This window comes from Persicimonas caeni (assembly GCF_006517175.1).
Classification (GTDB): Bacteria; Myxococcota_A; Bradymonadia; order Bradymonadales; family Bradymonadaceae; genus Persicimonas; species Persicimonas caeni.
Genome location: NZ_CP041186.1, coordinates 7520768 through 7543607, shown reverse-complemented (window position 1 = coordinate 7543607; position 22840 = coordinate 7520768). Strand labels below are relative to the sequence as shown.

Below are 22840 nucleotides of genomic sequence, written 5' to 3'. Positions count from 1 at the left end.
ATTAACCACATTCCCCCTCGGGTCGAGGCTGAGAACATCACCCGCACGACTTCCAAGTCAAGAAGGTGCGCCAACATTGTTGGTCGACCACCCGATCTTAGGTTTCAGTTACGTGTGAGGAGTTGTGCCGAGGAGGTCGACGATGCAAGGCGATACCAAATGGGCCGACGGGCTCAACCTGATAGCGGGAGCGTGGTTCTTCAGCATTCCAATGATCTGGGAGGGAATGCCGGTGGCTGCGTCGACCAATCACTACGTGTGCGGCGCCGGTTTGATGCTCGTCTCCCTGATTGCACTGTCGCGCCCGCGGCTTTGGGAGGAGTGGGTCAACCTGCTGTTCGGCCTCTGGATATTCGTGGCCCCGTTCGTGCTTGGCGTCTGGCAGTCCCAGTGGTCGATGTGGAATCACCTGGTAGTCGGCGCCGTGGTGGCCGGACTCTCATTGTTCGCTCTACTGCGCCGCCACAGGATGCAGAGCGCGTTCTAGCTAATTGGGCTTGCGCGCGATAGCGAAGGTGGTCGTGCCCCCGAGGCAGGCGACGAAGTTGATTTCATCGAAGCCAATCTCGCGCAGGGTTTGCGAGAAGCTCGACCGTGTCTTGAGCGGCGCGGACGGGCTCATCCCAAGATCGAAGACCGTCTCGAGGGCGAGCGGGAGTGGACTGGGTCCGCGGTCTGGATGAACTGCCTCCCAGAAGACAGCGACTCCTCCGGGGTTTAGAACGTCGAGCGCTTTGCGCGCGAACTTCTCCCCCACGTGGGCCTGCGGGTCGAGGATCATCTTTCGGGTCAAAAAGACGAGATCGTAGGCTTCATTCCCCCACCTATCATCACCGGGTTCGCCGGTGTGCGAGTGCATACCGTCGACGCGCGTCGGGTCGACATCGTACTGACGCCGAAGTTCGGGGATGCGCCGCACGAGGTGCTCCAAGCAGCCGTAGGTTACGCGCGCCTCTTTGTGACGGCGCATCAACTCGGCGCTAAAGCTCACCCCCATCGAACCGACAATTAGCGACTCAATCTGTGGCAGATTTGCCCGGGCGAACAACTCGCCGGCGGCTTGAGCCATGTGGGAGTTGACGGCCTGCAAGATGGAGTCGGTCGTCTCGTCGTCGCCGCGCACGTCGAGCGCGTCGGGCGTCTGCCCCGTTCGCAGGCTGTTGGCGATTTCGGAGAAGCTAAGGGTGTAGGTGAGCAAGAGGTCGACCACCGGCAACAGGCTTGCCGATGCCGAGGGAGCGAGAAACTGGCCGGCGTAGGCAGACAAAGCCACCTGCTCGTCGTCAACGGTCAAAATCCCTTGCGCCTCGAGCACGCGCACCAAAGTCTTGGCCGCTTCGGGATGCATTGCGCAGCGTTCGGCGAGCTGGTCGACGCGGAGCGGCGTGTCGTCGAGCGCGTCGAATAGGCGCAAGTGGCGCGCAAACAAAACGGGCAGAAGATAACGAAAGTTGAAGAACGACCACTGCAAGTGAGCCAAGTTCTTCAACTCGCCGGGCGATGCGGCGAGCTCGCGCAACTCGGCGATCGGCAGGCCCACCAACAGGCTCTTCAAGCCTTCGATGGGCCTGCGAATTGGTTGGGTTACGCGGCGCGTCAATTCAGCGAGCATTCGATTCACCGAGCTTTGTGTTCACTCATTCACTTTTTACTCATTCACTTTTTACTCATTCACTTCTTTACTCGTTCACTTGTTAACTGGGTCAGCCGGCCGCGTTAGAAGGGGCGTCTCGTCGAGCGTTCGGCGCATCCCGTGGATGATGCGTTGTGCGCCTTTGGTCGGAAAGAGCTTGGCCGTGCGGCTGATGAGGCCGGTCAGCCCGTCGAGGTCTCGGTGTTCGACGTGGAGTTGCTTTTTGTGGCCGCGCTGCTCGAGGATCTTTTCGGCGGCCATCCACCCCGAGCACACCGCGCTCTCCATCGACGAGGGGAGTTCGGTGCGCACGAAGTCGCCCGCCAGCACCAGCCCCTCGACCCCCGGATCGGTCACGGGCCGCCGCTTCTCGGTGCCCGGATAGGGGCAATGAATCGCCATCGGGATTCGATTGACGACGTAGTGCTCGAGGTGGTCCATCGACGCGGCCGGATGGGTCTCGGCGATCTCGGCGACCGTGTGGCGCACGATCTCTTCGTCAGTCATCCCGTCAGTGCGGTGACAATAAATGATGTTGCTGCAGATTACCGACGGACGTTCTCTCCAGCCGGTGTGGATATTGGAGAGGTCGTAGAAGTCGCAGTTGAGGTCGTCCGGGGAGTGTGTGCGCGCCCACATGCGCAGGTCGGTGATCTTTTCGTCGAACCACAAAAAGACGCTCACGTACGGGCACGGATGGAAGTGGACCAGTTCGCGGTACCATTCGTACTCGCCCATCCACTGTCTCGGGCCTAGATTCCGCAACACTTGCGGTGGGACGGCCGCCACGGTGTGCTTCGCCTCGATGGTCGTGCCGTCGGCGAGCTCGACGCCGACCACACGTTCGCCTTCCACGCGCAGTCGCGACACCTCGGTGCGAAGCCTCACCTCTCCACCGGCGCGCTCGATCTCTTGCTTGGCCGCCGGCGCAAACAAGTCGCCCAGGCCACCATCGGGAAACCCGAAGGAGAATGTGTCATAGCCGATGAACTTCTGGAAAAAGCGCATCAGAGCACCCGCCGAGCAGACCTCGATGGGCACGTTCATGATCGCCATGCACGCAAACGACCAGAACTGGTCGATATACGCCTTGGTCACCCCCATGCGCCGCAAAAAGGCGTAGGCGTTCATGCCGTCGAGGCGCATCACGTCGCGCTCGTCCATCTGCATGGCGTACAGGGTGACGGCCAGATTCGACAACTTGTCGCGGGTCCGCGCCCGCGGGTCGGCCATCATCGTCGGGGCGAAGTGAAACGGCGCAGGCAGCGGGTATTGCTCCTGAACCAGTCGCTCGGACCCATCGGCGAGCACGATGAAGTGCTCGTCCTCCCAGACGATGTCGCCGCGCGTCCCCAACAGGTCCAACAGCTTGAACATGTTGGGGTACTCGGTCAGGAAGATATGCGGGCCGATATGCACCGGGTCGCCGGTGGTCTCATCGGTCCAGCTTTGAGCGCGTCCGCCCAAGCGCTTGTCTTTTTCGAGTACCACCACATCGAGGCCTTCGCGCTGCAGACCGATGCCTGCGGTCAGCCCGGCCAGGCCGCCGCCGACAATGACCACATCGGTCTGGCGCGTCTTCGCTGTGGCTTTCGCCATGGGGCGCCTCCGTCGTTTGAATCGGGGTGCTTAAACTGTGGGTAACTGGGCTCGAACCTAGGTACGGCAGCTGCCGAGACAAAGATCGAGAGCCAGACTGGAGCGACTCGTTGACATGCACCGGCACGCGTGATTTATTCGCCAATCCGCCGCATGACGCGCGGCGTCAATGACTAATTAGAACACGATTCGGAGGAAGACAGTGGCCTCGTTTCTGGAAGAGCATCAGCGCACGCACATGTGTGGCGACCTTCGTGAGTCGCACATCGATGATGAAGTCGTTTTGTTCGGTTGGGTCGCCAAGCACCGCGACCTGGGCGGCATGATCTTCGTTGATCTGCGTGATCGCAGCGGCATCTCCCAGGTGCGCTTCCACCCGCATATGGGTGACGAGAAGTTCGCCGAGGCCGACAGCCTGCGCTCGGAGTGGTGCATCGGCGTCAAAGGCAAGGTCGTGAGCCGCGGGGATAACGCCAACACCGAGATTCCGACCGGCATGGTCGAGGTGATGGCCACCGATATCCATATCTTCTCGAAGTCGGACACCCCGCCCTTTCTGATCCGCGAGGACACCGACGCCAACGAGATGCTCCGGTTGGAGTATCGCTACTTGGACCTTCGGCGCGAGCCGCTCCAAGAGGCGATGATCACGCGCAGCCGCGTCAATCAGATCGTGCGCAACTATCTGTGCGAGAACGGCTTCCTCGAGTTCGAGACCCCTTACTTGACGCGCTCGACGCCCGAGGGCGCACGTGACTACCTGGTGCCCAGCCGCGTCAACCCGGGCAAGTTCTACGCGCTGCCGCAGTCGCCGCAGTTGTTCAAGCAGTTGTTGATGGTTTCGGGCTTCGACCGCTACTTCCAGATCGTTCGCTGCTTCCGCGACGAGGACTTGCGCGCCGACCGCCAGCCCGAGTTCACCCAGATCGATATGGAGATGTCGTTCGTCACCCCCGACGACGTCATCAATATCTGCGAAGGCATGGTGCGCGCGATCTTCGACGACGTGCTCGACGTGCAACTTCCAAGCGAGTTCAAGCGTCTAAGCTATGAGGAGGCCATCGAGCGCTTCGGCGTCGACGACCCCGACCTTCGCTTCGACCTCGAATTGGTCGACATCAGCGACGAGGTCGCCGACTCCGACTTCCGAGTCTTCTCGGGCACCGTCGAGAGCGGCGGCGCGGTCAAAGGTATTTGCGTGCCCGGTGGCTCGGACGCGCTGAGCCGCAAGGATATCGACGCCCTCGAGGACCACGCCAAGGTCTACGGCGCCAAAGGCTTGGCCTGGGCGAAGGTCAAAGAGGACGACTGGTCGGGTCCCATCTCGCGCTTCTTCGACGAAGAGGACCGCGAGACGATCCAAGCGAAGTTCGGAGCCGAGTCGGGTGACCTGCTCCTGATCGTCGCTGCCGACCGCAAGGTGGCCAACAACAGCTTGGGCCACCTGCGCGACAAGTTGGGTGACGACCTCGGGCTGAAAGTGGCCGGCGAATTCGAGTTCGTCTGGATCACCGAGTTCCCCTTGTTCGAGTACGACGAAGAGGAGGACCAACTCCACCCGATGCACCACCCGTTCACAAGCCCGCGTCCGCAGGACTTCGAGTTGCTCGAAGGCAACCCCGAAGCAGCCTACGCGCAGGCCTACGACCTGGTGCTCAACGGCTCGGAGGTTGGCGGCGGCTCGATTCGTATCCACCGCCAGGAGATTCAGGAGAAGATCTTCGACATCCTCGGGTTTTCCGAGGAGGAGGCGCGCGACAAATTCGGCTTCCTGATGGACGCCTTCCAGTACGGTCCTCCCCCGCACGGTGGCATCGCCTTCGGCATGGACCGACTGGTCAGCATCCTGACCGGGCGCAGCAATATCCGCGACGTCATCGCCTTCCCGAAGACCCAGAAGGCCGCCGACATCATGGCCGGCGCGCCCAGCACGGTCGGCGAAGATCAACTCGAGGAGTTGCACCTCGAGGTCGAATTGGACGAAGAGGACGACTAAGCAACCTTTTCCTCTCCACCCGAAGCGAAGCGCAGGGAGGCAGATGACCAAGGTGAGGCCTCCCTTTCCACGAAGCAAAGCGGAGTGGAGAGGGACCGAGGGAGAGGACTCCATGCCGGCTTTGATTTCCTCCTCCTGAATCCTCCTCCACTTCGCTTGCGCTACGTGGAAGAGGACGCCCCTCCTTAGTCCTCCCCTGCCCTGCGGGCGGGGAGGAGACTTTGCATGTGCGCAAGGCAGACATGGCTCTCGGAACTCCCCAAAACCCCTACGACCTCGTCATCATCGGCGGCGGTATCAATGGCGCGGGCATCGCCCGCGACGCCGTCATGCGCGGCCTGTCGGTCGCGCTCTTCGAGAAAAACGACTTCTCGACCGGCGCCACCTGGGCGTCGAGCGGCATGATCCACGGGGGCGTGCGCTATCTCGAGCAAGACCCGACCGTCACCAAGAAGTCGTGCTACGACTCGGGGCTTATCCAAAAGATCGCGCCGCATCTGCTGTTTCGGGTGCCCTTTTTGTTCCCTGTGGGGCCCAACAACTTCAGCAACCGCGTCATGCTCGAGCTAGCGGAGGTGTATTTTGACACCTACGACCGCTACGCGCCCCTCAAGGGCGGCGCGCCCCACAGCCGGTTGACCAAGCAAGAGGCCTTGGCCGTCGAGCCCGGCCTCCCCGAGCACATCATCGGCGCGGTGACCACCGACGAATGGGGGATCGATTCGCCTCGACTCACCTTCATCAACGTCCAAGACGCCAAAGAGCGTGGCGCCGACGTGCACAACTACCACGAGGTGGTCGGCTTTTTGCGTGATGACGGCAGCTCCGACAAACGCGGCGCCGTGCGCGGCGTGCGGGTACGCGACCGGGTCAATGGCGGTGAGCGCGAGGTGTATGGACGAATCACTTTCAACGCCACCGGCGCCTGGGCCGAGAAGACGGCCAACAAGGTCGGCGCCGAGATGTGCCGCGTGCGCCCAGGCAAGGGCATCCACCTGCTCTTGGCCGGCCGCGTGACGAATTACGCCATCATCGCCGACGCCATCGACGGCCGCCAGATCTTCATCGCCCCGCACCAGAACGTCACCTACATCGGCACCACCGACGACGATTACTGGGGCGACCTCGACGACATCCCGGTCCTCGAGGACGAGGTCAAATACCTGCTCGACGGCATCCGACCTGTCTTTCCGAGCGTCGACAAGTACCGCATCATCGACACCACGGTGGGCTGCCGGCCGACGCTGTACGACGACAACAAGTACGAGAGCCAACTGTCGCGCGACCACGCAGTGTATGACCACGAAGTCGAAGGCGTCCCGAATTTCATGTCGATCGCCGGCGGCAAGCTCGCCGCCTACCGATTGATGAGCGAGCATGCCGTCGACGAGATCTGCCAGAAGCTCGGCATCGAGGCCGAGTGCCGCACCCACCTGGAGGCGCTTCCGGGCGGCGAGGCGCACGACCTGACGACCGACGCCTTCGAAGAGGTTGGCCTGGGCAAATATGCTGCAGGGCGCATTCTGTACCGCCATGGCTCACGCTCCGACCAGATCTTGGCGATGATGCGCAAGAACCCGGAGTGGACCACCATCGTCGACCCCTCCGAGCCGGTCACCGAGGCGGAGCTTCGCTACGTCATGCGCGACGAGATGGTCGCCACGCTCGACGACTGCAAGCGCCGAAGCCGCTTGGGCCAAGGCCTCGACGGTGGATGGAGCGCCACGCTGCACGCCGCCGAGATCTTTTGTGACGAGAAAGGCCTCTCCCAGCGTGACCGCTTCGACGTCGCCCTCTCCTTCCAGCGAGCGCGTTGGAAAGACCGCGAGGGCATCGAGCGCGACGAGCAACTCGCCGCCGAAATGGTCGGCCAAACGTGGTTCTTCGAAGCCGGTGGCGCGCTGGGCGCCGATGCAACCGCCCTGTTCAACGAGCCGGCCGCACAAACGAGCGCGGTCGCCACACAGGTCGAGAAAGCCAGTTCCAGGGAGTCGGCGTGAGCACCCGCAGTACCCAAGTCGCCATCATCGGTGGGGGCCTGGCCGCGTTCACCGCGGCCGAAACGATTCGCCGAAGCGGCGCCGACGCGCTGATGATTCACCCTCAAAGCCCCGGCGCGACCGCCCTCTGGAGCGGTCTCGGCCAAGCTTTCGGCCCCGCCGGCAGTCTGCTGCCGCAGTCGGCAGGCTCCGTCGAAGCCGCCGAGCGCGTCGTGCAAACACTGACGACCGACCGCGACGAGCGCTTCGCGGCGCTGTCACGTCGCCGTCCGTTCCACCCATACGCACGCTGGGGGCTCTCTCGTGCTGAGGTCGGCGCGCATTTGAAGAGCGCCCTGCGGTCCTTGGACTACGCGGGCATCGAGCGCGTCGACGAAGAGGTGGTCTTCCCGACAGCTTACGCCGCGCCCTACTCTGCCGACATCGTCGCGACCTCCACGCGCCAGTCGGCGATCACCGCCGGTGAGCGCGTCGGTGTGGTGGCCTGCCCGGCGCTTGCTGATTGGAGCGCCGCTCGGCTCGTCGATGCGTTGAACTCGACGCGGCCCGACACGGCCGTAGTGGTCGAGGCCGCACCCCTGTCTAGTCTACCGGGTGCCTCCTCGCACTCGGTCAAGGTCGCCACGCAACTGGCGGCGGCGCTCGAAGACGCCCCCGGCACATTTGCCGCTGCGCTCGAGCAGAGTGTCGACGCCCATGGCATCGATCTGCTGACTTTGCCGCCTTGTCTCGGGCGATCCTGGACCGAGCACGTCGAGATCTTCGGTGCCCTCGAAGACGTGCTCTCTTGCCGCGTCGCCGAATCGGCTGCCGCCCGCAACTCGATCCATGGCTGGCGCCTCGATCGCTATTTGCGCTCGCGCAATGCACTCGAGGTTGTCTCGGCGCGCGCTGTATCGGCGGCCGTGGAGAATCGCAGTGCGCGCGCCGTCAACACGGTGTCTGACACCGTGTCGGCCGACGCCGTCATCCTGGCCACTGGACGCTGGATCGGCCGAGGTCTGCCCGGCTCGGCTCCGCTTCGCGAACCGATTTTCGGCGTCGACCTGTGGCTCGACGGCGGTCCCATCCGCAATCCCGAGGAAGCATGGCCCCCACGGCTCCTCGAGGAGCTTCCTTGGGGTGATCACCCCCTCTTTCGCGCTGGAGTCGCCACCGACGAGACCCTGCGACCACTCGACTTGAACGGCGCCCCCGCGGTCGACAATGTGTTCGCCGCGGGACGTCTGCTCGCCGGGTTCAACCCCATCTGGGATGGCACCACCATGGGCGTCGATTTGATCAGCGGACGCTTGGCCGCGCTCTTCGCGCTCGAGTATTTGGGGATCGCCGCTTCACGCGAGGAGATGACATCGTGAGAAAACTCCACGCCTATATCCTGCTCGCCTGGCACCTTTTGTTGCACCTGACCAAGAAGTTTCTCTTCTTGTACCGCCCCGGTGGGATCGATCGCGTCAAAGACAACTTCGAGACCGAAGGCCTCACCCCGCTGAGCGCGCGAGAGCGAGAGATGATCGCCAAATGGCAGTCGTGCATCGGCTGCGGGTTGTGCGAAGCGGCGTGCGCCGAGTTGTCGGTGATCCCGGAGAACCGCCACGTTGGGCCGCAGCTATTGGCCGAAAGCTCCATGCGCGATCTCTCCCAGGCCGAACTCGCGATCCCTTCGGCTGAAGCGATCGAAGCGTGCGGTTGTGACGAACTCGAAGAGATTTGTCCGGTCGATATTCCCCTTTGCGACCTCGCTGAATTCCTGCATCGACTGGGAAATGAGACCCGATCGGCGCGAAAATAGCCCCGAAAGCGCACCCAACCCCTTGTATCTGAAGGGAATTTACGTCCTCGACCCCCAGTTGCAGTTGGGGTCGCCAGCCTTATTGACACTATCGGTCGCGCCTTTGTAGTGTACGGCGACTTTGGAAACGCTGAGTGAAGACGCCGCGACGTCGTCGTGACAGACCTCCAGATTTAGCCGACGACCCTCGCGAGTTTCCCCCATAATCCGTAGACGAGCCCGAGTTCCATGCCGAGAACGTTCAAAGCAACCATTGCACTGATCGTAACTCTCGTCGTTTTGGCATTGCTGACGATCTTCAACGTCGTGCAGACCAATAGCGCCGAGGAGGACATCGTCAAATTGAGCCAGAAGCTCGACGCGATGTCCGAGACCAACAGTAAGATCCTCAAGCAGCTCGAGCGCGGCGTGACCGTCAGCGGCCAAGCCAGCGGCGCGGGCCAAGCCAACGGCAAGTATGCCGCGGCGCTGAACGATCCCGACAATATCTTGGAGGCACCGACCAAGCCACTGGTGCCCGCCGATGCCAAATCCGGCGGCACTCTGCGTCGTTATATGAGCAGCACGCCCAAGGGTTTCAACTGGCTGACGGAGAACGGCGCCGACGTCCAGGAGATCGCGACCTACGCGCACAACACCTTCGTGTCACGCGATAAGGAGAACCCGGATAAGTTCGTTCCGGAGCTCGCCTACAAGATCGAAGTCAACGACGACTTCACCGAGTACACCCTTCACTTCCGTGACGACGTCTACTGGCATGTGCCCAACGTCGACTTTTCCCAAGAGAAGTACGCTTGGCTCAAAGAGCCGCGTAAGTTCACCGCCGAAGACGCGGCGTTCTACTTCGAGATGATCAAGAACCCGCAGGTCCAGGCGGGCGCTATCAAGAGCTACTTCCAAGATCTCGACCGGGTCGAAGTCGTCGATGACTACACCTTGAAGGTCTATTGGAAGAAGAAGACTCACCAGTCCAAAGAATTCACCATCGTTGGCACCCCGCTGCCCAAGTGGATCTATACGAAGACCGAGACCGGCGAGGACATCCCCAAGGAGTCGTTGGGCACGCGCTTCAACAACCATTGGGCATCGCGGTACCCCATCGGCACCGGCCCCTATGCCCTCAAGGCGATCGAGCAGGATAAGCGAATCTTGCTGGAGCGTAACGAGAATTATTGGGACACCAAGCCGCCCATCGAAGAGATCGAGTACCAGATTATCAAGGACCCGAACACCGCGTACCTGCGCACCAAAGGCGGCGAGCTCGACCTGACCGAGCTTCCCCCGCCCGTCTATCGTCAAGAGGTCCTCAACGGCGGGCCCGATAGCCCGTTCAATGACGGCAAGCTCGAGCACAAAGTCGTCGACCGTCCCGTCTACTACTACTTCGGTTGGAACGCCGATAAACCGCTCTTCTCCGACAAGCGCGTCCGCCGCGCGATGACCCACGCCCTCAACCGCCCGGGCATCATCAAGAACGTGCTCAGCGGCCTCGGAAAGCCTCTTACCGGCTCTTTCCTGCCGGGACACCCGGCGAACAACCCCAAGGTCGAGATGTACGACTACGACCTCGACAAGGCGCGCAAGCTACTCGAAGAAGCCGGCTGGAAGGACACTGATGGCGACGGCGTGCGCGACAAGATGATCGATGGCAAGAAGAAGGACTTCCGCTTCACGATCCTTGCCTACAACAAGCCGAGCACCCGTAGCTATCTGTCGGTGTTCCAGGAAGACCTGCGTAAGATTGGCGTGATCATGACGCCCCAGCCGGTCGACTGGTCGCTGATGCAGAAGAAGATGGACGAGCGCAAGTTCGACGCCTTCACCGGCGGTTGGGGCCTGAGCTGGTCGATGGACCCCTACCAGATCTGGCACTCGAGCCAGGCGGACGTGCCGAAGGGCTCGAACCGTGTGGGCTTCCGCAACGACCGCGCCGACGAAATCATCGAGACGCTGCGTACCACCTTCGACGAGGACAAGCGCCTCGAGCTGCTTCGCGAGTTCCACATGATCTTGCACGAAGAGCAGCCCTACACGTTCTTCTTCCAGCTGCGCACCGCCTACGCTTGGAACCCGCGCCTCGAGAACGTGTACTTCCAGAAGCTTCGTCCCCAGGACCTCTCCATCCCCTGGTGGATCGAAGAGAGCGCGCAAGACTCGAACGATTGATGTAACGGACGGTGCGCGGTCTCGTCCTTCTTTGGAGACAAGCCGCGCTCGGACACAGCGTCGGCGCGGGCTCGCCTCTTTGGGATGAGCCCGCGCCGACTGACTTCACCCAAGAAAGACGACACAGGCCATGACGACGTATATCGTCAAGCGCATCCTGCTGATGATTCCTACCCTCTTCATCATCGTATTGGTGGTGTTCGGGGTTCTCCAGCTTGCTCCCGGCAAACCCAGCCAGGGTCAAGCGGGCTCGACCGGAGCCGAATCGGCTCAGGGTGCCGAGGCTCGAGAGAGCTATCGAATCTTCAAAGAGCAGTTCAACTTCGACAAGCCCGTCTTCTTCAACTTCCGGTACAATATCGATACCGACGAGGTGAAGCAGCGCCTGGAGATTTTGGCCGACCAACAGCTGCCGGTGTGCCCGGACGAAGGTGCCAAGCCGGAGAACTGCATTTCGGCCTCCGAGAAGCCCGAGTCGGGCAAGGTCATCGACGCGCGGGACACCATCGAGGATTGGGGCGAGTATATCGTGCCTCATCTCTACGCGATCGCACAGAAGTCCGACCGTCTCGACGTGCGCCTGCTGGCGATCGACCAATTGGCCATCAACGCCCAGCTCGACCTCAAGAACGAGTTCAGTGACAAGCAGTCGGACGAGGACCGCGCGTTCAACAAAAAGGCTTATGCCGAAAACCAGAAGATTCAGGGCTGGACTCTCCCTGCCGACGTCTCCGCGACTCAAGTCAACGAGTTGCTCGACGAGAAGTGGGGGCCGTGGCTCGAGGAGCACGCCGAGCGGTTTGACTACGATCTCGGTGAGAAGTTCTGGATCACGGTCAGCGACACGCGCTTTGCCAAGTACTGGGGTAACCTGCTCAACTTTGACTTCGGCATCAGCCATGTCGACAAGCAGCCCATCTTGCCGAAGGTGATCGAGAAGATGAAGGTCTCCATCGTGCTGGGCTTCTTCTCGATCTTCTTTGCCTACCTCATCAGTGTGCCCCTTGGCGTGTGGAGCGCCTACAAGCAACACACTACCGCCGACCAAGTGGTCACGGTCGTCCTGTTCATGCTCTACAGCCTGCCCAGCTTCTTCACGGCGGTGCTCTTGCTGCAGTGGTTCACTACTGGCAACCCCTTCGAGTGGTTCCCCACCGGCGGTTTCGAGGGCAATAACGTCGACTCGATGACCACCTGGGAGCACGTCACGAGCGTGGCTTACCATATGGTCTTGCCGGTCTTCTGCCTGACCTACGGCGCGCTCGCCAGCTTGAGCCGCTACGCAAGGAGCGGCCTGCTCGACGTCATCCGCGCCGACTATATCCGCACCGCCCGCGCCAAGGGACTGTCCGAGCCGATGGTCATCATCAAGCACGCGGTGCGTAACGGCATGATCCCGATTCTGACGCTCCTGGGCACCCTGCTCCCGGCACTGATCGGCGGCTCGGTTGTCCTCGAGTTCGTCTTCAATATCCCCGGCATGGGCCTGTATATGCTCAACAGCATCTTCCTGAAGGACTACAACGCCATCATGGCGTTGACCCTCTTCTCGGCGGTGCTGACCCTGATTGGCATCCTTCTGTCGGATATCAGCTACGCCGTGGTCGACCCGCGCATCAGCTTCGACTGAGCGCGACGTACGGCCGCCTGGCCAACAGGCGGCCGACGCCGACGTCCTATTCACAACCCGATTGTGTTAAAACGAGATGTCCCAAGAAACAGCCAACAACAAGCCACCGCGTCCGCAGTACAAGTCGTACGGTGAGATCGTCTGGGGACAGTTTCAAAAGTACCCGACCAGTCTGGTGAGCCTGTACGGCATCGGGATTTTGTTCCTGGTTGCCACCTATGCGCCCGTCTTCGCGGCCAACGTGCCGTTTTATATCTCGGTGCCTGAAGGCGTCGGGCCGGCGACCGCCCAGGGCGTGCATTTTCCCTGGTTCGCCGCGCTGTTCGACGCCAACTTCTACGAGAGCGGCGTCGACATCTTCTTTAACGTGCTCGTCTTCGGGCTGCCGCTCGCCTTCGGTGGGTGGTTTTTGTTCAAGAAGTTCGCAGCCGATACCACCGACAAGAAGGTCTACCGACGCCAGCGGCGGAATTACGGCATGATCGCCGCGCTCGTCCTGCTGGTGGTCTGTATCGTCGTCTTCATGAGCGGGTTCAGCCTGCCCTACGTCGACTATGTGGGTCTGAGCGAGATGGACGGCGTCAGCGCGATTTTCCCGCCGGTCGAGTATTCGTATCGCGACATCGACCTCCAAGCGGTCCAACAAGATCCGAGCTGGACGCACTGGCTGGGCACCGACCGTAAGGGACGCGACGTCTTCACCCGCTTGTTGTACGGCACGCGTATCTCGCTGACCATCGGTGTGGTCGCCGTGGGCATCTACGTGACCATCGGCGCCATTCTGGGCAGCTTGGCCGGCTACTTCGGCGGTAAGATCGACTCGGTCATCCTGCGCATGATCGAGGTGATGCTCTGCTTCCCGACCTTCTTTTTGATTCTGACGATTCGCGGCTTCATCGACGACCCGTCCATCTTCCACATCATGGTCATCATCGGCCTGACTGGCTGGACCAAGGTGGCTCGACTGGTGCGCGGCGAGTTCCTGCGCCTCAAGAACCAAGAATTCGTCCAGGCTGCCAAGGCCATGGGTCTCAAGCAGGGACGCATCATTTTCCGGCATATCCTGCCAAACTCGCTCGGCCCTGTGCTCGTGGCCGCGACGTTCGGCGTGGCCGGCGCGATTCTCATCGAGGCCTCGCTCAGCTTCTTGGGTCTCGGCCCCCCCACGGCGCCCAGTTGGGGACAGATTCTGACCACCGGTCGCGAGACCGGCCAGATGGCGCTGATCTTGGCCCCCGGATTCGCAATTTTCGTCACCGTCAGTCTGTTGAACTTGGTCGGTGAAGGCGTCCGCGACGCCATCGACCCGAAACTCCGCAAGTAAGCTGTTATGGCAGATAATAAAATCGCAGCCGCCGCTGACGACCCGATCCTGCAGGTCAAAGATCTGCGCACCTACTTTTTTACCGACGACGGCGTTCTTCCGTCGGTCGACGGGGTGAGCTTCACCATCGAGCGCGGCAAGACGCTCGGTCTGGTGGGTGAGTCGGGCTCGGGTAAGTCGGTGACCTCGCTGAGCATCTTGGGGCTCATTCCGCAGCCTCCCGGCAAGATCGTCGGCGGCGAAGTCCTCTTCGAGGGCAACGACCTGACGAAGTACAGCGAGAAGCAGCTTCGCAAGGTGCGCGGCAACGACATCTCGATGATCTTCCAGGAGCCGATGACCAGCCTCAACCCGGTCTACACCATCGGCAACCAGATCATCGAGGCGATCCAGTTGCACCAAGACCGCACCTACAAAGAGTCGCGCGAGCTCGCCATCGACATGCTCGATCGGGTCGGTATCCCCGCCCCCAAAAAGCGTATCGACGAGTACCCGCACCAGATGTCGGGCGGCATGAAGCAGCGCGCCATGATTGCGATGGCGCTGGTGTGCGAGCCCAAGCTCTTGATCGCCGACGAGCCGACCACCGCGCTCGACGTGACGATTCAGGCCCAGATCCTCGACCTGCTCAAAGAGCTTCAGGACGAGATGGGCATGTCGATTCTGTTCATTACCCACGATCTGGGCGTCGTCGCCGAGATCTGTGATGACGTGGCGGTTATGTACGCCGGCCGCATCGCCGAGTACGGCTCGGCCGAGACGCTGTACGAAAAGCCGTCGCACCCTTACAGCATCGGGCTGTTCAGCAGCCTGCCGCAGGTCGACGTCGCCCACGCCGGCCGCCCCGACCGTCTGTACGTGATCCCGGGCATGGTCCCTCGGCCGCAGGACTTCCCTGCCGGCTGTCGCTTCCGCTCGCGCTGCGAGTTCGCCACCGACCAGTGCAGCGAGCTTCCGCCGATCAAGAGCCAGGAAGAAGGCCACTTTTCGGCCTGTTGGTACGCCGATGAAGTCCGCGAAGGCACCAAAGAGAAGACCGGCCCCAAACCCGGCGGCAAAAAGGCCAACCCGGATGACTTCCTCTCCTCGATGAACGGATCGGTCGGAAAGGTCGGATGATCACAGGCGGAGCGGCTGCTTGCTGCCCGCGGAGCACGCGCCGGTGCAGCTCCGAGGCTCGCCTCGGGGTTTGGCGTCGCGAAAAATGAACGCGCCCCAACAGAGCGACACAACGATGAGTACTGCACTCAAGAAAGAAAACCCGAAGATGTCCGCCAACACCGACCGCGAACCCCTGGTGCGCGTTCGGAACCTGCAGAAGTATTTCCCTATCAAAAAGGGCATCTTCAACCGGCACGTGGGTGACGTCAAAGCCGTCGACGGCGTCAGCTTCGACGTTTTCCCCAACGAGACCCTCGGGCTCGTCGGAGAGTCGGGCTGTGGCAAGACGACCACCGGGCGCACGCTACTCAACCTGCTCGAGCCGACCGGCGGCAAGGTCTACTTCCGCGACGACAGCATCTACGATCTCTCGGAAGAGCAAATGCGGGCGCTGCGTCGCAAGATGCAGATCATCTTCCAGGACCCCTACTCGAGCCTCAACCCGAGGATGACCATCGAGAACATCATCGGCGAAGCGATGGAGTTCCACGGCATCGCCTCGGGCGACGAGCGACGCCAGAAAGTCGAGAATTTGCTCGAGCGCGTCGGCCTGCAGCCGTCCTATATCACGCGCTACCCCCACGAGTTCTCCGGTGGACAGCGTCAGCGCATCGGCATCGCCCGTGCGCTCGCGCTCAATCCCGACTTCATCGTGTGCGACGAGGCCGTCAGCGCGCTCGACGTCTCCGTCCAGGCGCAGGTCATCAACCTGCTCCAAGACCTGCAGGAAGAGTTCAACCTGAGTTATCTGTTCATCGCCCACGATCTGTCGGTGGTGAAGCATATCTCCGATCGCATCGCGGTGATGTACCTGGGCCAGGTCGCCGAGCTCGCCGAGACCGACGATTTGTTCGACAACCCGCTGCATCCGTACACGCAGTCGCTTTTGTCGGCCATCCCGGTGCCCGACCCGAAGCGCAAGAAGACGCGAGTGATCCTCAAGGGCGACGTGCCCTCGCCGATCAACCCGCCGTCGGGATGTCGCTTCCATACACGTTGCCCTGCCTGTTTTGCGCCGTGCGACAACGTCGAGCCGCGCAGCATCGAGGCCGAGCCGGGTCACTTTGTGCGCTGCCATCTCTACGATCCCGAGTACGCTCCCAAGGACGCCTCGGTCTTCGACCGCCTTCCGGTCAAGCCGCGTCATCTCGCTAGTCCCGATGAGCCGATCGTCGAGGCCGACGAGAGCGCGCCGAGCGCGGCGGACCAGGAGCGCGACGAGGTCGTCGTCGAGACCCAATCGGACGGTGGCAACTCCGCCGACGCCGGCGGGCTCGAAGAGAGCTCCACACCGGCGGCGACCGTCCCTGAAAGCTGAGCAGTTGATTTCTTGACAGAAACTGCTTGCTCTGCGACGCTTTGAAGCCGAAACTAGTATTCAAAATCGTCGTCTTACTAGACGTGTGTCTCGGCGCGAGTCGCCAGCATCGATGCTTCGCACTCTCCACACACCTTAGAGGAACCTGCCATTCATGTTCACCGTCACGATAAGTGAGAAAGGCGGGCAGCAGTCCCAATACGATTTCAACAAGTCCGAGATCACCATCGGGCGAATGAAGGGAAATGACATTGTCCTGCCCAAGGGCAACGTCTCCAAGAAGCACTCCCGGATTGCGCTGGTCGATGGCAGTTTTGTGATCGCCGACTTGAACAGTACTAACGGGACGTACGTCAACGGCCGCAAAGTCACCGGCGAGCAGCCCATCACCGAGAACGACAAGATCTACATCGGTGATTTCATTCTTCAGGTCGAGGCACCGCAGGCGGCCAACCAGCCGCCGGCCGCACCGCCCTCGCCTCCCCAACAGACTCCCAGCCAGCCCAACCCGAACCAGTCGGGCTTTGGTCCTGGTGGCGGCGGTGGCGGTTCGATGCCCCCCTCGCCTCCGGGCGGAAGAAATCAGGGAGCGCAGGGACAGCCAGCCAACTCCGGTTTGGGTGGCGGCGGTCCAGTCGACGACCTGTTTGCGGCGGGCGATTCGCAGGCCCCTGGCGTGACCGGAGGAGGCCCCGCGCCTCAACGACGGCACTCGTCGGCAGGCGGTTCGACCCCCTCGCGCAACCAGCCCGATCCCGAACCGGCCCTCGACTTCGACGACCTCGGTTTTGGCGGCGAACCGGCCCCGAACAACACCGACATGGGTGGAGCGAGTCCGGCACCGCAATCTCGACGTGGCTCGAGCGCAGGAAGTGCACCGTCGCAGCCTCAGCCTCGCCACAACTCCAGTCCGGGCAGCGTGACGCCCGAGCCGTCGCTTGGCGGCCCGAGCCCTGCTGGCGGCGACATCCAAATGGATGCACCGACGCCCAGCCCCGACCACGCTGCGCCATCGCGACCGGACGCCCCCGCTCGAAGTGGCGGACGCGTTGGTCGTGAGATGGGTCACAGTGGCAGCGCCCCACAGGGCGACGGCATGCTCCCGGCGCGTGAGATGCGCTCGGAATTCGACGCTGATTTCCACGCCGCCCAACACGACGTGGCGCGTGTGCTCTTCGAGAGCGTCCATCCCGACGACCTTCCGTTGGACTACCCGCCGGTGCCCGCCGACCGCGACGACTTTGCTCAGCAGGTCGCAGACGCCGTCAATACGGTCAGCCCGCGCGTTGACCGCGATACGCTCATCGAGCTTATCACCACCGAGTGCGTCGGCCTCGGGCCCGTAGAGATGTATCTCGACGATCCCGAAGTGCAGGACATCTACGTCAACAGCTTCGACCAGGTGCTCGTGCGCAAGAACGGCGAACTGATCGTCGCCGAGCGCGCCTTCAGCCACCCCGAGTTGCTGATGGCTGCGGCTCACCGACTTCTGGGCACGCGTGACAATAGCATCGGCGCCGACGAAGTACGCTTCGGTGACGGCACCCGCGTGCACGTGGTAATGCCGCCGCTCTCGGTCAACGGCCCCGCCCTGACCGTTCGAAAGCCGCCCACCGACCATCCCAGCCTCGACGAACTCGTCGGGCGCGGAACGCTGTCGCCGGGCATGAGCGAATTCTTGGGACGAGCGGTGCAATCGGGCCGTTCGATCTTGGTCGCCGGCCCGACCAGCTCGGGCAAGTCGACGATGCTCGGCGCCATTGCCGGGCTGATCTCGGAGGGCACCCGTGTGGTGACCGTCGAGGAGTCGACCCACCTCGACCTTCCGCTCGCCTCGGCGGTGCGCTTGGAGGCGAGCCCGGCTACCGGCCACGACCTGAAGTTTTTGGTGCGCACAGCCGTCTCCATGCACCCTCAGCGCATCATCGTCGACGAGTGTCGTGGCGGCGAAGCGTATGATTGGGTGACTTCGGCCGCCAGCGGCACCGAGGGCAGCATGATCACCACCCACGGCACCAGCGCTTCGGACGCCCTTGGGCGACTCGAGAGCCTCTGCCTGCTGGGTAATCCGGAGATCAGTCCCCGAGGCCTTCGCGAGCAGATCGCCCGTGCAGTAGACTTCGTGGTCATCGTGCACCGCAGTGGCGACAACGGCTTCCGCGTGCGCCAGATTACCGAAGTCCAGGGTGTCGACCTCGATTCCTTCCGCCTCAACGATGTGTTTTACTACCGCGTCGAGGGCAACGAGGAGAACTTCCACCCCACCGGCTATATCCCCCTCTTCTACGAGGACTTGCGTCACGCGGGGGTCGAAGTCGACTTCGACATCTTCCGCGACTAGAGCCGCGCTTTGGTTTGGCGCTTCGAGCAACACGGCCGCCTTCCGCTCGACCTGTCTGGGTTACTGGGATAGTTGAATTGCCCCGGTCGAGCGGAGGCGCCGATTTTTTCGGTTGTACGGATTCATGTATACCCTGACCATCGAAGACAGTAACACTCAGATCGCCGACCAATTTTCGTTCGACCACGGGTCTTACGTCATTGGCCGGTTAGACGAGTGCGATATCGTCCTCCCCTCTTCGAGCGTCAGCAGAAAGCACGCCCGTATCTTCATCGAAAACGATCGGTGCTTTATCGAGGATTTGGGTAGCGCCAATGGCGTGATCGTGGACGGCCAACGAGTCATCCAGCGCCGTGACCTCGGGACGGCCTCGCAGATTCGCATCGGCGACTTCTATCTGTACCTGGAGTTCAAGGCCACTGGTCAGCATGGTCGCCAAAGTGTGCTCAACACCCTGTTCATCTCCAACAACTCCGACCACCACAAGTTGGTCCGCGTCAATGACTCGTTCGCCGGCGAGGAGTTCAGCCTCTCGGAGATCGAAAACACCATTGGGCGCACCGACGACAACTTCATCCTGCTCAGCGACCAATCGATCAGCCGCCAGCACGCCAAGATCGTGCGCGACGCCGATCATTATACCCTGGTCGACTTGGGCAGCTCGAACGGCACCCGCCTCAACGGCAGCTCAGTGAGCGGCAGCAAACGCCTGAAGCCAGGCGACGTCGTCGAATTTGGAGACGTGGAGTTCGTCTTTACCGAGGGCGACGTCCAGGTCAACCTGAGCGAGTACACCCACAAAAAGGCTTCGCGCAACAACCTGACGTTCGTGGGCGGTTTGGCTGTGCTCGTGCTCTTTGGGCTCGCTCTGGGTGGACTCATCGTCTACGCGCTGTTCTGGTTTAAACAGAGCAAGCAAGAGGCGCAGCCTCGAGAGCAGGCTGTCGTAGCAGCGCCCGAGTCGGTCGAAGGCCGCGCGTCTTCGATGCTCGAAGAGGGCAAGTCGCACATGCGTCGGCGCGAGTGGGACAACGCCATCTCGTCGTTCGACGAGGTCCTGGCCCTCGCTCCCGACAATCAGGAAGCGCAGAAGCTTCGCCAGCAAGCGCGCGCCGAGCAGGAAGCCGGCGACTTGCTCCTCAAGGGTGAAGAACTCAGCGAGCAGGGACGCCACAACGACGCGCGCGAAGTCCTCATGAAAATCCCCGAGGATACGGTTGCCGCTCAGCGCGCCAAGCCCACCATCGAGCACGTCGAAAAGACTTTGGCGCACAACCTCAAGAACGAGGCTATCCGCCTGCTCAAAGACTCGAAATTGTCGAAGGCCGAGATGCAGAAGGCGCACGAGAAGCTGGTGCGCTCGTTGGATCTCGCTCCGGACGACGAAGAGGCCCTGGAGGCAGTGCGTGAAGTCGAGTCGATGATGAAAAAGAAGCGCGTCGACTTCAAAAAGTACGCCCGCCAATAAAAAAAGGCCCGCCAGAAATGGTGTTCATTCCTGACGGGCGCTTCCCTTCTGCCGACATCGTCTGGTGTCGGCTTATTTTTTCTGAGCTCGAAGCTCCTCGACCTTCTTTTCCATCAAGCTAATCAGCTTATCCCAGCCATCGCTCTCGATGACGTCGGTGTACGCGTCGCGGTAGCTCTCGAGCGTGCTGATGTCGTCGGCGACGATATCGTAGACGACCCAGCCGCCATCTTTCTTGACCAGCTTGTAGTCGACGGGCTTCTCGCCCTCGTCCCACTTGACGCTCGTCTTGACGATGGCGAGGTTTCCGCGCGTCTTCTCCTCGAGGTACTTGATCTCGTAGTCCTCGCCCATCGTATTGCCGGCGAGGCGTCCTTCGTAGTTGGCCTCGATCATCTCGCGCAGAAGGCTCAGGAACTTCTCCTGCTCCTCTGGGGTGCGCTTTTTCCAGTGCTCGCCGAGGGCTCGGGAGGCGAGTTCACGGTAGTCGATGATCTCGTTGACCTTCTTGGAGAATTTGGCGTAGCGCTCCTTCGAATCCTTTTGCTGGAGCAGCTTGCCCACCTCTTGAGCGTTCTCTTTGACGAAATCAGTGGGCGGGCCGGCCAGCGCCGGGCTCGCCGCGCCCAAGATGAATGCAGCGGCAAGCACGCCGGTCGACAGGGTCTTTCGGAATTTTCGATACATGGGAACAACCTCCAGTGGGTGATCGGTACAAGCCGAGCAGCTCGTTTGGATAGACGCCCCGCTCGCCGTTTCATTCAAAGAACACAAATCGCGCCGGCTTAGTCCGACAAAACCGCGCCGTCCTCGCCCAAACCGTACGCCCCCACCGCTTTGGCGAGTGCGCCACGGGCGACCATGTAGTCGAAGACCGCCTGCAAGTACTTGGCACGGGCTTCGTAATAGGCCTGGAGCGGCTGGACGGCGTCGGCGATATCGGCGGCGCCGGTCTGGCGAGACAGGCCGAACTGGTCACGCCAGCGGCGCGCCGCGGTCATGCGTCGTTTGTTGATGGCAATCTTTTGGAGCGAGTCGGCCGCGTCCTGGTAGAGCTTGCGTACTTCGAGTTTGATGGCGCTTTGGGCACGGCGACGCTGGGCGCGGATGGCGAGCACCTGGGCGTCCTTTTTCTCGACCTTGGCGTACTGCTGGAAGGGGTCGAACTCCCAGCGAAGTCCGAGGCCGATGCCCAACGAGAAGCGGTGAAGCGGATCGCCGTACGGCTCGGCGTAGAGACCTTGGCCGTCGACCTCGAATTGATCTTCGGGAAAGTCGCACTCGGTGGCGTCTTCGCGGGAGTTTGCAGCGCAGACGCGTTGGAAAGCCGTCTCTTTGGTCGACCAACCCGCGCCCACCGTGAACGCCGCGAACAGGTTGGGATACCACTCGGCGGTGGCCAGTTCGCTCTCGAGGGAGCGCGCACGCACGGCCTTGTCGAGCTGCAAGATCTCGGGGCGCTGCTTCATCGCCGTGTCGATATAATACTTCTTCGCGCGAAGCTTCGGTGGCGAGTCGAGGTTATCGAGCTTGGGTAGCTCGATCTCGACGTCGTCGGGGATTTCGGCCAGGAAGTGAAGCCCGGCTGACGCCACCTCGCCGAGCTTGGCGTTGTCGACGACGCGCTCGTCGACCTCGGCGCTGAAGATTTCGAGCTTGCGAAAGTCCTTGATCTCGAAGTCGGCCGCGCCGAATTCGCGGTCCTCTTCCATCTTCTCGAGTTGCTCTTTGATGATCTTGTCGCCCTCGCCGAGCATCTCGGCGAACGCGTTCGACAGGCGAAGCCCCCAATAGGCGCGTTTGGTCTGGTAGACGACGTCGAGGCGGGCGTTGGCCAGCTCGAGCGCCGAGTTGTCCACGCCCAACTCCGCGAGCTCTTTGGCGATGTCGACGCGCCCGAAGGTATAGACCGGCACGATCACTTCGAGGTCCGAACGGATATACGGACCGATGTCGAGCGAACCGATTTCGTCGAAGTTTTCGTTGATCTCGTCCGGATCGGCGTTGTCGGGGACGACCGATAAGAACGTCGTGCTCTTGATACGCGGGCTCCACGCATGTTCGGCGCGGTACTTGTCCCACTTCGCCTTGGCGCGCTTGGCTCTGTACTCGTCGACGAGGTCACTGTTGTTGATCGCCTTGTTCGTCAGCTCGTCGAGCGTAAAGGACGTCCCCTGCCCATCGGCCGCCTGCGCCGTGCCCGATGCGCGAGAGCCGTCTTCTTGAGTTCCGCTGTCTTCGGCCGCACCTTCTTCAGCCGCATCTTGTTCGGCCGCATCTTGTTCAGCCGCATCGGGAACCGGCTCGTCAGGCTCGGGTTGCTGTGCGACGGCGGTGGAGGCGAATCCTGTCGCGCAGACAATGGCGAGCGCGCAGAGTGACTGACGGCATAGAGTGGTCATTTCGCAATCG

General features: G+C 61.9%; 16 protein-coding genes. 12 read left to right on the top strand and 4 right to left on the bottom strand.

Going from position 1 to position 22840, the window contains the following annotated elements:
- Positions 1-142: 142 nt before the first annotated feature.
- Positions 143-487 carry an SPW repeat protein gene (locus FIV42_RS28010; protein WP_141200894.1) on the top strand — a complete coding sequence of 115 codons (345 nt, stop codon included), beginning with the start codon at positions 143-145 and terminating at the stop codon, positions 485-487.
- Here FIV42_RS28010 and FIV42_RS28005 read toward each other — a convergent pair whose 3' ends face one another.
- The gene (locus FIV42_RS28005) at positions 488-1612 is read right to left on the bottom strand and encodes a DprA-like winged helix domain-containing protein (protein ID WP_141200893.1); all 1125 of its coding nucleotides are present in this window, start codon (positions 1610-1612) and stop codon (positions 488-490) included.
- Positions 1613-1687: 75 nt separating this feature from the next.
- Positions 1688-3232, bottom strand: coding sequence for a hydroxysqualene dehydroxylase (locus tag FIV42_RS28000; RefSeq protein WP_141200892.1), 1545 nt, complete (start codon positions 3230-3232; stop codon positions 1688-1690).
- A 202-nt stretch (positions 3233-3434) separates the two neighbouring features.
- Between FIV42_RS28000 and aspS the strand changes: the two genes are divergently transcribed.
- The 11 genes from aspS to FIV42_RS27945 all read left to right on the top strand — a co-directional run bounded on the left by aspS (position 3435) and on the right by FIV42_RS27945 (position 20428).
- Positions 3435-5228 carry an aspartate--tRNA ligase gene (aspS, locus tag FIV42_RS27995; protein WP_246099073.1) on the top strand — a complete coding sequence of 598 codons (1794 nt, stop codon included), beginning with the start codon at positions 3435-3437 and terminating at the stop codon, positions 5226-5228.
- 242 nt (positions 5229-5470) lie between these two features.
- The gene (locus FIV42_RS27990) at positions 5471-7228 is read left to right on the top strand and encodes a glycerol-3-phosphate dehydrogenase/oxidase (protein WP_141200891.1); all 1758 of its coding nucleotides are present in this window, start codon (positions 5471-5473) and stop codon (positions 7226-7228) included.
- A complete protein-coding gene (locus FIV42_RS27985; RefSeq protein ID WP_141200890.1) occupies positions 7225-8586 on the top strand; it encodes a hypothetical protein in 1362 nt (453 codons plus the stop codon). The genes FIV42_RS27990 and FIV42_RS27985 overlap by 4 nt, the downstream gene beginning before the upstream one ends.
- Positions 8583-9020: a hypothetical protein gene (locus tag FIV42_RS27980; RefSeq protein ID WP_141200889.1), complete on the top strand. Its 438-nt coding sequence runs from the start codon at positions 8583-8585 to the stop codon at positions 9018-9020. Before FIV42_RS27985 ends, FIV42_RS27980 begins: the two co-directional genes overlap by 4 nt.
- Before the next feature lie 306 nt (positions 9021-9326).
- Positions 9327-11186, top strand: coding sequence for an ABC transporter substrate-binding protein (locus FIV42_RS27975; RefSeq protein WP_168210996.1), 1860 nt, complete (start codon positions 9327-9329; stop codon positions 11184-11186).
- A 130-nt stretch (positions 11187-11316) separates the two neighbouring features.
- Positions 11317-12816: an ABC transporter permease gene (locus FIV42_RS27970; RefSeq protein ID WP_141200887.1), complete on the top strand. Its 1500-nt coding sequence runs from the start codon at positions 11317-11319 to the stop codon at positions 12814-12816.
- 76 nt (positions 12817-12892) lie between these two features.
- On the top strand, positions 12893-14140 hold the full coding sequence (locus FIV42_RS30825; RefSeq protein WP_222615335.1) for an ABC transporter permease: 1248 nt from the start codon (positions 12893-12895) through the stop codon (positions 14138-14140).
- Positions 14141-14146: 6 nt separating this feature from the next.
- A complete protein-coding gene (locus FIV42_RS27960; protein ID WP_141200886.1) occupies positions 14147-15259 on the top strand; it encodes an ABC transporter ATP-binding protein in 1113 nt (370 codons plus the stop codon).
- A 115-nt stretch (positions 15260-15374) separates the two neighbouring features.
- Complete coding sequence (locus tag FIV42_RS27955; protein WP_141200885.1) at positions 15375-16619, top strand: ABC transporter ATP-binding protein; 1245 nt, start codon at positions 15375-15377, stop codon at positions 16617-16619.
- 154 nt (positions 16620-16773) lie between these two features.
- Positions 16774-18960, top strand: coding sequence for an ATPase, T2SS/T4P/T4SS family (locus FIV42_RS27950; protein WP_141200884.1), 2187 nt, complete (start codon positions 16774-16776; stop codon positions 18958-18960).
- A 124-nt stretch (positions 18961-19084) separates the two neighbouring features.
- Positions 19085-20428: an FHA domain-containing protein gene (locus FIV42_RS27945; protein ID WP_141200883.1), complete on the top strand. Its 1344-nt coding sequence runs from the start codon at positions 19085-19087 to the stop codon at positions 20426-20428.
- 72 nt (positions 20429-20500) lie between these two features.
- Here FIV42_RS27945 and FIV42_RS27940 read toward each other — a convergent pair whose 3' ends face one another.
- Together FIV42_RS27940 and FIV42_RS27935 are read right to left on the bottom strand one after the other, a co-directional pair.
- Positions 20501-21115, bottom strand: a complete 615-nt coding sequence (locus tag FIV42_RS27940) for an MlaC/ttg2D family ABC transporter substrate-binding protein (protein ID WP_141200882.1) — start codon at positions 21113-21115, stop codon at positions 20501-20503.
- 98 nt (positions 21116-21213) lie between these two features.
- The gene (locus FIV42_RS27935; protein ID WP_141200881.1) at positions 21214-22830 is read right to left on the bottom strand and encodes a TolC family protein; all 1617 of its coding nucleotides are present in this window, start codon (positions 22828-22830) and stop codon (positions 21214-21216) included.
- Positions 22831-22840 lie beyond the last annotated feature (10 nt).

Excerpts from the sequence above, each read along its gene's own strand:
- FIV42_RS28010 (WP_141200894.1), top strand. The coding sequence starts at position 143 with ATGCAAGGCGATACCAAATGGGCCGACGGGCTCAACCTGATAGCGGGA.
- FIV42_RS28005 (WP_141200893.1), bottom strand. The coding sequence starts at position 1,612 with ATGCTCGCTGAATTGACGCGCCGCGTAACCCAACCAATTCGCAGGCCC.
- FIV42_RS28000 (WP_141200892.1), bottom strand. The coding sequence starts at position 3,232 with ATGGCGAAAGCCACAGCGAAGACGCGCCAGACCGATGTGGTCATTGTC.
- FIV42_RS27990 (WP_141200891.1), top strand. The coding sequence starts at position 5,471 with ATGGCTCTCGGAACTCCCCAAAACCCCTACGACCTCGTCATCATCGGC.
- FIV42_RS27970 (WP_141200887.1), top strand. The coding sequence starts at position 11,317 with ATGACGACGTATATCGTCAAGCGCATCCTGCTGATGATTCCTACCCTC.
- FIV42_RS30825 (WP_222615335.1), top strand. The coding sequence starts at position 12,893 with ATGTCCCAAGAAACAGCCAACAACAAGCCACCGCGTCCGCAGTACAAG.
- FIV42_RS27960 (WP_141200886.1), top strand. The coding sequence starts at position 14,147 with ATGGCAGATAATAAAATCGCAGCCGCCGCTGACGACCCGATCCTGCAG.
- FIV42_RS27955 (WP_141200885.1), top strand. The coding sequence starts at position 15,375 with ATGAGTACTGCACTCAAGAAAGAAAACCCGAAGATGTCCGCCAACACC.
- FIV42_RS27950 (WP_141200884.1), top strand. The coding sequence starts at position 16,774 with ATGTTCACCGTCACGATAAGTGAGAAAGGCGGGCAGCAGTCCCAATAC.
- FIV42_RS27945 (WP_141200883.1), top strand. The coding sequence starts at position 19,085 with ATGTATACCCTGACCATCGAAGACAGTAACACTCAGATCGCCGACCAA.
- FIV42_RS27940 (WP_141200882.1), bottom strand. The coding sequence starts at position 21,115 with ATGTATCGAAAATTCCGAAAGACCCTGTCGACCGGCGTGCTTGCCGCT.
- FIV42_RS27935 (WP_141200881.1), bottom strand. The coding sequence starts at position 22,830 with ATGACCACTCTATGCCGTCAGTCACTCTGCGCGCTCGCCATTGTCTGC.